The following is an 11,383-nucleotide window of genomic DNA, read 5'->3' as shown; positions in this document are numbered from 1 at the left end:
CAGTCTCTCGCCAAACCATCGCCGGTCCTCCCGGCTGGCGAGAAAACTGTCACCCATCTAATCGGTCCATTCTGTTACCTATCTATCCGGTTCGGACACGCCTTTCCTCTCCCCCGTCGATCGGGGGAGAGGTGTCGAGTGAAGCTCGACGGAGTGGGGGTCGACCAGCACCAGCTGCTGCCATTTCAAGCCGGGGGCGATGCTTCGCCTCGATTGAGGCCGGTAGCTGGTTGTCAGCGCATCCGCATTTGAGCAGCGGCTTCCCCCACTCCGTCGCCGCTTCGCGGCGCCACCTCTCCCCCCTCCGGAGGGAGAGGAAAAGGGGAGCTAAACATGCAGCGCGTGCCCCAACGCCTTCAGCGCCGCTTCCTGGAACCCTTCGCCTTGCGTCGGATGCGCGTGGATCGTGCCGGCGATATCCTCCAGCCGCGCGCCCATTTCGAGCGCCAGGCCGAAGGCAGCCGACAGTTCCGACACGCCTTGCCCGACCGCCTGGATGCCGAGCACCAGGTGATTGTCGGCGCGGGCCACGACCCGCACGAAACCGTCCTCGCCCTGCCTGGTCATCGCCCGCCCATTGGCGGCGAACGGGAACTGGCCGATCTTGACCTCGCCGGCGAACGCCTTCGCTTCTTCCGGTGACAGGCCGGCGGTGACCAGCTCCGGATCGGTGAAGCAGATCGCGGGAATGGCGCGCTTGTCCCAGCTTCTTTTATGGCCGGCGACGATCTCGGCCACCATCTCGCCCTGCGCCATGGCGCGGTGCGCCAGCATCGGCTCGCCGGTGACGTCGCCGATGGCATAGATGCCGCGCATCGAGCTGCGGCACTGATCGTCGATGCGGATGAATTTTCCCGCCCTGTCGAGGTCGATCTGCTCCAGCCCCCAGCCCTCGGTCAGCGGCTTGCGGCCGACCGTGACCAAAATCCTGTCGGCGGCGATCTTGGCACTCTTGCCATCGGCGGTTTCCACCAGCAAAGCATCGCTCTTGGTAGATAGCCCCTTGGCTTTCGCGCCAGTCATCACGTCGACGCCGAGCTCGCCGAGCTGCTTCAGCACCGGCCTCGTCAGCTCGGCATCATATTGCGCCAGCACGCGCGGCAGCGCTTCGACCACCGTGACCTTGGCGCCCAGCTTGGCGAAGGCCATGCCGAGCTCGAGCCCGATATAGCCGCCGCCGACGACCGCGAGCTTCTTCGGCACATCGCTCAGCGCCAGCGCCTCGGTCGACGAGATGACCGGACCGCCGAACGGCAGGAACGGCAGCTCGACCGGCGCCGAGCCGGTGGCGATCACCACCGTTTCGGCGCGGATGACTTGTGTCCCGGTCTCGGTCTCGACCTCGACGGTCTTGCCGTCGCGGAACGTTGCCCAACCCTGCACGGTCTTCACCTTGGCCTTCTTCAGCAGCCCGGCCACGCCGCTGTTGAGCCGGCTAACGATACCGTCCTTCCAAGCGACGGTTTTCGCTAGTTCCAGCGTCGGCGCGGCGACCTTGATGCCGAGCGGGTCCTTGCCGGCGGCCATATGCGCTATTTTCTCGAACTCCTCGGCGGCATGGATCAACGCCTTGGACGGGATGCAGCCGACATTGAGGCAGGTGCCTCCCGGCTTGCCCGCCTCGACGATGACGGTGTCGACGCCGAGCTGCCCGGCGCGGATGGCGCAGACATAGCCACCCGGCCCGGCGCCGATGACGAGCAGCTTGCAGGAGATTTCTTTCATGTTGGCTGTCCTCTCGGCGATGACTGGTGCGCGCCTTCCCTTCCCCCCTTGTGGGGGAAGGTGGATCGGCGCGTCAGCGCCGAGACGGATGAGGGGTGTTCCAGCGGAGTGAGACGTCGGCTTTCCCTGGAACACCCCTCATCCGTCGCCTTCGGCGACACCTTCTCCCACAAGGGGAGAAGGGGGAGCGCGCATGCCGGCGCCGCGACGTTCGAGCCCAACATCCGCCGCCTCAATCCACGAAGATCAGCGCCGGCGTCTCGAGCAGAGCCTTGATGCGCTGCACGAAAACCGCGGCATCCCAGCCGTCGATGACGCGGTGGTCGAAGCTGGACGACAGGTTCATCATCTTGCGCGGGATGAACTGCGTGCCGTCCCACACCGGCCGCACCATGATCTTGTTGACGCCGATGATCGCCACTTCCGGATAGTTGATGACCGGCGTGGTCGCCACGCCGCCCATGGCGCCGAGCGAGGTGATGGTGATGGTCGAGCCGGACAGCTCCTCGCGGTTCGCCGTGCCGGCCTTGGCCGCATCGGCCAGCCGGTTCACTTCCACAGCACTATCCCAGAGGTCGCGCGCCTCGGCATGTTTTACCACCGGCACCACCAGCCCGTTGGGCGTCTGCGCGGCGATGCCGATATGGATGCCTTCATGCTGGTGGATGATGCCGGCTTCGTCGTCGAACAAGGCGTTGAGGTTGGGCTGTTCGGCGATGGCCTTGACCATCGCCCGCATCAGGAAGGGCAGCAGCGTCAGCTTCGGGCGATCCGCCCGCTTCTCCTTGTTCAGCGTCGCGCGCAGTTCCTCCAATGCCGTGACGTCGACCTCCTCGACATAGGTGATGTGCGGGATGCGCGATTTGGCCAGCGACATCTTTTCGGCGATCTTGCGCCTGAGCCCTACGACCTTGATGTCCTCGACGCCGTCCTTGCGCGCAAGTCCGGTGGCGCGGGCGAGCTGCGGGCCCCGCGCCACGAACGCATCGATGTCCTCATGGCTGATCCGCCCGGCCGGACCGCTGCCCGGCACCTGGCGCAGGTCGATGCCGGCTTCCTTGGCGCGCAGCCGCACGGCCGGCGAAGCCAGCGGCTTCTCACCTTCCGCGCGCGGCGCGCCGGAGATGGAGGCAGGGCGCGCGGTCTTCGGCGCGGCACGGTTCGTTTTGACGCCGTCATCCTCGGGCTTGTCCCGAGGATCTGCCGGCCTTGAAGGATGCGGCGTCGCCATTCCTGATGGACCGGTGGATCCTCGGGACGAGCCCGAGGATGACGGCGGTGTTTCTTGGCCGGGCCGGACGGAAGGGCGAGAGCCGCGGCCAACCCCAGCGGCGTCCACCCCAGCGGCGGTGGTCTTCTCGCTGCTCTCATCGGCGGCGGCCTTCACATTGCCTTCGCCGGCCACCTTCAGCCGCACGATCGGCGAGCCGATCGCCACCGTCTCGCCGATCTCGGCGCCGAGCCACAGGATCTCGCCGTCGACGGGCGAGGGGATCTCGACGGTTGCCTTGTCGGTCATGACGGCGGCCAGGACGGTGTCCTCGCGCACGAGGTCGCCGACCTTGACGTGCCATTCGACAAGCTCGGCCTCGGCGACGCCTTCGCCCACATCGGGAAGCTTGATGACGTGTTCGCCCATGTCAGGCCTCCCCCTAAGCTTCCAATGTTTCGAAGAGCGCGCGGCCGACCCGCGCCGGGCCGGGGAAGTAATCCCATTCCTGTGCGTGCGGATAGGGCGTGTCCCAGCCGGCGACCCGTGCCACCGGCGCTTCCAGATGGTAGAAGCAGTTCTCCTGCACCAGCGAGACCAGCTCGGCGCCGAAGCCGGAAGTCAGCGTCGCTTCATGCACGACGACGCAGCGTCCGGTCTTCTTCACCGAGCTGACGATCGTGTCGAGGTCGAGCGGAAGCAGCGTCCTCAGATCGATCACCTCGGCGTCGATGCCGGTCTCCTCGGCCGCAGCCTGTGCCACATAGACCATCGTGCCATAGGCGAGCACCGTCACGGCCGAACCCTGGCGGCGGATCGCCGCCTTGCCGAGCGGGATCGTGTAATGGCCGTCGGCGACCTCGCCGAGCTCATGTTTCGACCATGGCGTCACCGGCTTGTCGTGGTGGCCGTCGAACGGCCCATTATAGAGCCGCTTCGGTTCGAGGAAGATCACCGGATCCGGATCCTCGATCGCCGCGATCAGCAACCCCTTGGCGTCGTGCGGATTGGAGGGCACGATCACCTTCAGGCCGGAGACATGGGTGAACAGCGCTTCTGGGCTTTGGCTGTGCGTCTGACCGCCGAAAATGCCGCCGCCAGTCGGCATGCGCACCACGATCGGGCAGGTGAAGTCGCCGTTCGAACGGTAACGCAGCCGCGCTGCCTCTGACACGATCTGGTCGTAGGCCGGATAAACATAGTCGGCAAACTGCACCTCGACACAAGGACGCAGCCCGTAGGCGGCCATGCCGATGGCCGAACCGACGATGCCGGATTCGCTGATCGGCGCGTCGAAGCAGCGGCTCTTGCCGTATTTGGCCTGCAGGCCTTGCGTGGCGCGGAAGACGCCGCCGAAGAAGCCGACATCCTCGCCATAGACGATGACTTTGCTGTCGCGGCCCATCGACACGTCCATGGCGTCACGGATCGCCTCGATCATGGTACGCCTTGGCATGGTCAGACCCCCGCCTGCTGGCGCTGGCGCCTGAGATGCGGCGGCATCTCGGCATAGACGCCCTCGAACATGTCGCGGGTCGACGGCTTGCCGCCGGCATGCAGCGTGCCGTGGCCCTCGGCCTCCTTCTGCGCGGCGATCACCGTCTCCAGGATCTCGGCTTCCGCCTGGGTGTGGCGATCCTCGGACCAGACGCCTTTGTGGATCAGGTGGTTCTTGAGCCGGATAACCGGATCGCCGAGCGGCCAGGCGTCGGACTCGGCCTTCGGCCGGTAGGCCGACGGATCGTCCGACGTCGAATGCGCGCCGGCGCGGTAGGTGACATATTCGACCAGCGTCGGTCCGAAATTGGCGCGCGCCCGTTCCGCCGCCCATTTCGCCACGGCATGCACCGCGAGGTAGTCATTGCCGTCGACGCGCAGCGAAGGAATGCCGAAGCCAAGGCCGCGTGCGGCGAATGTGCCGGAGCCGCCGCGCGCGATGCCCTGGAAAGTCGAGATCGCCCACTGGTTGTTGACCACGTTGAGCACGACCGGAGCCTTGTAGGTCGAGGCGAAGACCAGCGCCGCGTGAAAATCGGACTCCGCGGTCGAGCCGTCGCCGATCCAGGCGGCGGCGATGCGCGAATCGTTGGAGATCGCCGAGGCCATCGCCCAGCCGACCGCCTGGATATATTGCGTCGCCAGATTGCCCGAGATCGAGAAGAAGCCGTGCTCCTTCGAGGAATACATGACCGGCAGCTGCCGGCCCTTCAGCGGATCGGCCTCGTTGGAATAGATCTGGTTCATCATCGTGACCATCGGATAGCCGTCGGCGATGAGAAGGCCTGCTTGTCGATAAGTCGGGAAATTCATGTCGCCCGGCTGAAGCGCCCTGCGGAACGCGCAGCTCACTGCCTCTTCGCCGAGATGCTGCATGTAGAAGGAGGTCTTGCCCTGGCGCTGCGCCATCTGCATGCGCGCGTCGAAGGTCCGAAGCGTCATCATGTGGCGCAGGCCTTCAAGCAGTTCCTGGTCGCTGAGCAGCCCCGACCACGCCCCAACCGCCTCGCCGGCGCGGTTGAGCACGCGGATGATGGAGAAAGCCATGTCGCGGATGGTGCGCGGATCGACGTCGATCTCCGGACGCGGCACCGAGCCGGCCTTGGGAATGGTCACATTGGAGAAGTCGGGCGTGCCGCCGGGCCGCACCTCCGGCTCGGGCACATGAAAGCGCAACATTCCAGCATCGGCCATGAGCTCACATCCTCCAATGTTGCCGGTGCGATCTTTGCACATCCGCGCCGCCACACCAGTGCGAATTCGCCGAGTCTGGCCACGGCCTTCCTCCCCGGCCCCGGCCTCGGCAAGCCGATGCGGCGCGCAGGCTCAAGATGCAGATATGGCGACGAAATTTCTTGTCGATGTTTTCGCCCTGCGCGCAATTTGGCGGAAGTTTGCGAGGCGGTTGCCGTTAGAAAATGCAATTGGGAGGCTGCGGCCGGGCGCGACCTCCCCTTCTCCCCTTGTGGGAGAAGGTGGATCGGCGCGCAGCGCCGAGACGGATGAGGGGTGTTCCAGCGGAGTGAGACGTCGGCGTTCCCTGGAGCACCCCTCATCCGGCCGCTACGCGGCCACCTTCTCCCACAAGGGGAGAAGGAGATGGCGCTGGTTCCCCCGCCCCGCCTCATGCTAACCCATCCGCCATGGCACAGAAGAAAGGATACGAGGTCGATTCGTGGCTGGCGAGGCCGGACCCCTCCATGGGAGTCGTCCTGCTTTACGGCCCCGACCGCGGCCTTGTCGCCGAGCGTGCAAAAGCCTTCGCCGTGAAAACTGGCCTGCCGCTCGACGACCCCTTCTCCGTGGTCAAGCTCGACGGCGCGGAGGTTGACCGGGATGAAGGCCGGCTGCTCGACGAGGCGCGCACGGTGCCGATGTTTTCCGACCGGCGGCTGCTTTGGGTGCGCAATGCCAGCGGTCAGAAGGCGCTGGCCGACGACATCAAGGCGCTGACAGCCGAGCCCGCGCGCGACGCCATCATTCTCATCGAGGCCGGCGACCTGAAGAAGGGCACCGGTTTGCGGGCCATCGTCGAGGCCGCCGGCAACGCCATCGCTCTGCCCTGCTATGCCGACGAGGCCCGCGACCTGGATTCGGTGATCGACGACGAATTGCGCAAGGCCGGCATGTCGATGAGCCTGGACGCCCGCCAGGCGCTGCGCCGCAATCTGGGCGGCGACCGGCTCGCCTCGCGCGGCGAGATCGAAAAGCTCGTGCTCTATGCGCACGGCCGCAAGGAGATCGGCATCGAGGACATCAACGCGCTGTCGGGCGACGTCTCCGGCGCCTCCTTCGACGCCGCCGTCGACGCCATGCTGGACGGCAAGGTCGGCGATTTCGACATCGCCTTCACCCGCCATTGCCAGTCCGGCGGCCATCCGTTCCTGGTGCTGTCCTCGGCGATGCGGCAATTGCAGGCGATCCAGGCGATGCGCGGCCAGATGGAGAGCGGCGGTCGCAACGCCGCCTCGGTCGTTGCCGGCGCCCGTCCGCCGGTCTTCTTCTCGCGCCGCAAGCTAGTGGAAAAGACGCTGGAGCGCTGGAACGTCGATGCGCTCGGCCGCGCGTTGGGACGGCTGCAGACGGCAGTGCTGCAGACCCGCAAGCGGCCGGACCTGTCGGAAGCGCTGGCGAGGCAGGCGCTGCTGGGGATCGCGATTGAAAGCGCGAGGCTAGGGCAGCGCGGCTAATCTCCCCCCTCGGGGGGGAGATGTCGCCGAAGGCGACAGAGGGGGTCGCTGCGCGTCGAGCGCCGACGCCTTCCGTGGCGAAAGCGGACGTTGGCGCTCTATGTGAGACGACCCCCTCTGGCCTGCCGGCCATCTCCCCCTCGAGGGGGGAGATCGGCTGCTCCGGCGCTTTCGCCAATCGTCTGCACCGGAAAGAAGGAGATCGTGATGCGCTTTAAAGGCGGTGGCGCGCCGTCGCACTTGTTCTGCCGCTCAGTTCATCATCATCGCGTCCATCGGCTGGAAGGTCGGCAGCGCCTGCGGAAAGACCAGCACCGCTGCGCCGTAAACAAGTAGGGCGACGCCCGACACCTTCGCGATCCTCTCTCCATACGGGAATGTCTTCTCCGCAAAGACCAGCAAGGTGACGACGGCCATAGCGGCGACGTTCATGATCCCGAGCGGAAAAAGCGTGAGGAACAACAGCCAGCAGCAGCCCAGGCAAAAGAGCCCATGCCGCACGCCCATGCGCACAGCGCCCCATCGCCCATCGCGCCATGACGTCAGGATAAACCCGATCGGCGAGCGGCATTTGGCCAGACACAGGTCTTTCAACGGGGAGAGCTGATAGGCGCCCGCCATCATCAGCAGCGCGCCGCCGATGCGCGCGGCCGTCGCTGCGGACAATCCCACCTGCGCGGCAAGCATCTCCGCGCCCGCCGCGCCGGCGAAAGCGAGAACGCCCGTTGCCGTCCAGACAAGCATGTAGCCGGCTACGAACAGCCAGGTCGAGACAAAGGCCTGGCCGCGGCTCCGTTTGCCGCTCTGCACCTGGTGAAACGTCAGGATCATGGGCGCGACCGCCGGAAACATCATGGCGATCATCATGATCAGCCAGACGGCAAGAAACAGCGTGGCCGTCATGCCCATGGTGGGGGAGTCCATGCGCATGTCGACGTCCATGCCGGTCTGCTGCCAGGCAAGCAGCGCCCACCACGCCGCCGCGGCCGCGGCAATCAGCAGCGTGAGAATGATGTTTCGCTGCAGGGTCAGCGGCATGAGCGGGCCGTTCTGCTGCCAGGCGCTAGAGCAATTCCAGGAAAAGTGTGAGCGGTTCTCCGTCCGGAATTGCGTAAAAACAAAGGGATAGAGCGGATCGCCGTTTCCGTGAAACGGTGAAACGCTCTAGTGCTGGCCGGACCAGTTGATCGGCGCGTAATGCCCGTTGCGGCGGGAATTGTCCCAGCTCATGCCATGGTCGCTGAAGGTGCTGCCTGAGGCCCCCATCGCCAGACCGAGCCAGTCGGGATTGACCGGATGGCCGGTGGCCGCCCACATCTCGCCGTCCTCGCGCATGGTCGGCAGCGGTTCGACCGCCAGCTGCGCCACGCCCGCAATCGCCGCCGACCGTTTCTTGCCGTCTATCCGATAGTCTATCGGAACCTTCCTGGCGCCGAGATTCGTGCCGATCATCGGCGCCAACACCGCCATCGGACCGCCCGCGCCGCCGGTGAAGATCGCGCCCAGCGCCTCCGTTTGCCGGTCATCGGCCCGTTCGTCGATATAGGCGGCAGCCGTCCAATTGCCTTCCGCCATCGGGCCTGGTGTGTGCGCGACCATCGCGACGTTGAGCCCATCCAGTCGAACGTCACCGTAATTGCCCTTGTCGATGTGAAAGACCAGACCGACGTCGCAAACGCCTTTGGTCGGCTTCGATGTCAGCTGCGCGTTGGTGGATATCAGACAGGGACATACGACATCGCAGCTGCAATTTTCGAAGTAGCTTCCGGACAACTGCCAACTGACCGCCATTTGCTCCTCCCGTTGGCGTCAGGCGCGTCGGGCATATCGCTTTGACGAGGCGGTGCCGTTCCGCGAACGCTAGGAACAGCAGATGGCCCTCATCGCGACTGACCGGCACGCCAGGGCATAATTTAAGATCAAGCTAAAAGAGGGTACGCCGTTGCCCCCGACTGTCAAGCGGCGGGCTCCGGGTTGAATTCGCCAGCCGAGATACCGGCTGATCTCCCCTTTTTGGCTTCGGCATGCAAACATTTCCAAGCGCTGGTCTTTGGTAGCGTGCATGGCAGCTTGGCGCATGCATCGTCCAACATAGCGCTCGTCGCCCCCCACTCCGTCTCGGCTTCGCCGAGACACCTCTCCCCCGATCGACGGGGTAGAGGAAAGGTGCCAAGCCTTTTTTTGCCCTCAACGGCTCGTCTAGCGACGCTCCTTTCCTTTCCCTCCGGAGGGGGGAAAGGTGGCGCTGCGAAGCAGCGACGGATTGGGGGAACCACGTGGCAATCAAGCCGAGGCCCGATCAGTCACGCCACTCACAAAATATGTGCGTTAGATGAACGTGGGGGAAATTAGCCGTCTCCGCGGGCCTGCGCCAGCCACCGCCGTCAACAAAAAAGGGCCGGCGCATCGCCAGCCCACTATTGTCTATCACCGATATATCAGTCGTATCCAGCCTTAAGGCAAAATCTCAAATCACGGCAAATACCGTGGCGCCGCAGCCGCCTACCGCTCGTCCTTCAGCCGTCGGCACAACTCGTCGAGCTGCTCCAGCGAGCGGTAATCGACGCGCAGCGTGCCGCCCTTGCCCTTGTGGTCGATGCTCACGATCATGCCGATTGTGTCGGTCATCAGCTTCTCGAGCGCCAGCGTGTCGGGGTCCTTCTCCGCCGAACTCGGCGCGGACTTGGTCTTGGCCGGCGTCGGGCCGGCGGGCATCTGCGCCAGCGCTTCGGCCTGGCGCACGGAAAGCCCTTCCTTGACGATGCGCTTGGCAAGCCCGGCCGGGTCCTCGGCGGTGACCAGCGTGCGGGCATGGCCGGCCGACAAGTCGCCGTCGACCAGCATCGAATGGATGACCGGGGGCAGCTTTAGCAGCCTCAGCGTGTTGGCGACATGGCTGCGGCTCTTGCCGATCACCTGTCCGAGATCGGCCTGGGTGTAGCCATGCTCGTCTATCAGCTGCTGGTAGCCTTGCGCCTCCTCGACCGGATTGAGGTCGGCGCGCTGCACGTTCTCGATGATCGCCAGTTCCAGCGCGGTGCGGTCGTTGACGTCGCGCACGATCAGCGGGATCTCGGTCAGGCCGGCGCGCTGCGCCGCCCGCCAGCGCCGCTCGCCGGCGATGATCTCGTAACGGCCGGGCTGCGACGGCGAGGGGCGCGCCACCACCGGCTGCACCACGCCATGCTCGCGGATCGACTGGGCAAGGTCGGTGAGCTCGGCGTCGCCGAAATGCCGGCGCGGATTCTTCGGGTTGGGGGTGACGAATTCGATCGGCACCTTGCCGTCGGCCGCAACCGCCGCGTTTGGCTTTTCCGGCGTCGCCGGACGGTCGATTTCGCCGATCAGCGCCGCGAGGCCACGGCCCAGTCTTTTTCTTGATTGGTCTTCGCTCATTATAAGTCCAGATCGTTTCGGAATCGAATCGGCTGATTAACCACGCCTGCCAGGCGCGGCTCAGGCGGCGCGCAGCTTGCGCTCGCGGCGGATCACCTCGGAGGCGAGCTGCAGATAGGCTTGGCTGCCCAAGCATTTCAGGTCGTAGAGGATCGCCGGCTTGCCGTAGGACGGCGCCTCGGAGACCCGCACATTGCGCGGGATGATCGTCTCATAGACCTTGTCGCCCATATGCGTGCGCACATCCTGCACCACCTGGTTGGCGAGGTTGTTGCGCCCGTCATACATGGTGAGCACGATGCCCTGGATGGTGAGATCCGGATTGATCGTGCCGCGCACCTGCTCGACCGTCTCCAGCAACTGGCTGAGACCTTCGAGCGCGAAGAACTCGCATTGCAGCGGCACAAGAACGGAATCGGCTGCCGCCATTGAATTCAAAGTCAAAAGATTGAGCGAGGGCGGGCAGTCGATCAGCACATAGCCGAACGGCGCCGAACGCTCCGCCGCGGCGCGCAGCGCGTTGCGCAGCTTGAGCACCCGATCCGGCGCCGAGGCGATCTCCATCTCGATGCCAAGCAGGTCGAGCGTGGAGGGAATAATCGACAAGCCCGGCACGGCCGTCGGCACCGCAGCCGCCTCCAGCTCGAGCTCGCCGGTCAGCACATCGTAGGATGACGTGGTCCGGTCTTTGCGATCGATGCCGAGCCCGGTGCTGGCATTGCCCTGCGGATCGAGATCGACGATCAGCACGCGCTCGCCGATCGCGGCCAGGGCCGTCGCCAGATTGATGGCCGTCGTCGTCTTGCCGACGCCGCCTTTCTGGTTGGCGACAGTGATGATACGCGGTGCTGTGCTCATGGGCCTA

The 11,383-nt window shown here is 65.4% G+C and carries 9 protein-coding genes; 1 reads left to right on the top strand and 8 read right to left on the bottom strand.

All coding sequences use genetic code 11. The features are described from left to right. Nucleotides 1-327: 327 nt before the first annotated feature. The 4 genes from lpdA to CK230_RS28710 all read right to left on the bottom strand — a co-directional run bounded on the left by lpdA (nucleotide 328) and on the right by CK230_RS28710 (nucleotide 5,626). Complete coding sequence (gene lpdA, locus CK230_RS28725; protein WP_095820177.1) at nucleotides 328-1,725, bottom strand: dihydrolipoyl dehydrogenase; 1,398 nt, start codon at nucleotides 1,723-1,725, stop codon at nucleotides 328-330. A 232-nt stretch (nucleotides 1,726-1,957) separates the two neighbouring features. Then, nucleotides 1,958-3,364, bottom strand: a complete 1,407-nt coding sequence (locus CK230_RS28720; protein ID WP_095820176.1) for a dihydrolipoamide acetyltransferase family protein — start codon at nucleotides 3,362-3,364, stop codon at nucleotides 1,958-1,960. 13 nt (nucleotides 3,365-3,377) lie between these two features. After that, the gene (locus CK230_RS28715) at nucleotides 3,378-4,391 is read right to left on the bottom strand and encodes an alpha-ketoacid dehydrogenase subunit beta (RefSeq protein ID WP_095820175.1); all 1,014 of its coding nucleotides are present in this window, start codon (nucleotides 4,389-4,391) and stop codon (nucleotides 3,378-3,380) included. Between the two features lie 2 nt (nucleotides 4,392-4,393). After that, nucleotides 4,394-5,626 (bottom strand): 3-methyl-2-oxobutanoate dehydrogenase (2-methylpropanoyl-transferring) subunit alpha, encoded by a 1,233-nt coding sequence (locus CK230_RS28710; RefSeq protein ID WP_095820174.1) that lies wholly within the window; start codon nucleotides 5,624-5,626, stop codon nucleotides 4,394-4,396. Nucleotides 5,627-6,075: 449 nt separating this feature from the next. Between CK230_RS28710 and holA the strand changes: the two genes are divergently transcribed. Beyond that, complete coding sequence (holA, locus tag CK230_RS28705; RefSeq protein WP_095820173.1) at nucleotides 6,076-7,122, top strand: DNA polymerase III subunit delta; 1,047 nt, start codon at nucleotides 6,076-6,078, stop codon at nucleotides 7,120-7,122. A gap of 252 nt (nucleotides 7,123-7,374) precedes the next feature. On the opposite strand, the gene CK230_RS28700 is transcribed toward holA, so the two are convergent. The 4 genes from CK230_RS28700 to CK230_RS28685 all read right to left on the bottom strand — a co-directional run bounded on the left by CK230_RS28700 (nucleotide 7,375) and on the right by CK230_RS28685 (nucleotide 11,376). Beyond that, nucleotides 7,375-8,160 (bottom strand): DUF2182 domain-containing protein, encoded by a 786-nt coding sequence (locus CK230_RS28700; protein WP_095820172.1) that lies wholly within the window; start codon nucleotides 8,158-8,160, stop codon nucleotides 7,375-7,377. Nucleotides 8,161-8,286: 126 nt separating this feature from the next. Further along, the gene (locus CK230_RS28695; protein WP_095820171.1) at nucleotides 8,287-8,913 is read right to left on the bottom strand and encodes a DUF1326 domain-containing protein; all 627 of its coding nucleotides are present in this window, start codon (nucleotides 8,911-8,913) and stop codon (nucleotides 8,287-8,289) included. 711 nt (nucleotides 8,914-9,624) lie between these two features. After that, entirely contained in the window at nucleotides 9,625-10,518 is an 894-nt protein-coding gene (locus tag CK230_RS28690; protein ID WP_095820170.1) for a ParB/RepB/Spo0J family partition protein, read from the bottom strand. 60 nt (nucleotides 10,519-10,578) lie between these two features. Beyond that, nucleotides 10,579-11,376, bottom strand: a complete 798-nt coding sequence (locus CK230_RS28685) for a ParA family protein (protein ID WP_095820182.1) — start codon at nucleotides 11,374-11,376, stop codon at nucleotides 10,579-10,581. Nucleotides 11,377-11,383: the final 7 nt, after the last annotated feature.

The sequence above is a fragment of the Mesorhizobium sp. WSM3859 genome (assembly GCF_002295065.1).
In the GTDB taxonomy this organism is placed as follows: Bacteria; Pseudomonadota; Alphaproteobacteria; order Rhizobiales; family Rhizobiaceae; genus Mesorhizobium.
This window is presented reverse-complemented; position numbering and strand designations above follow the sequence as displayed.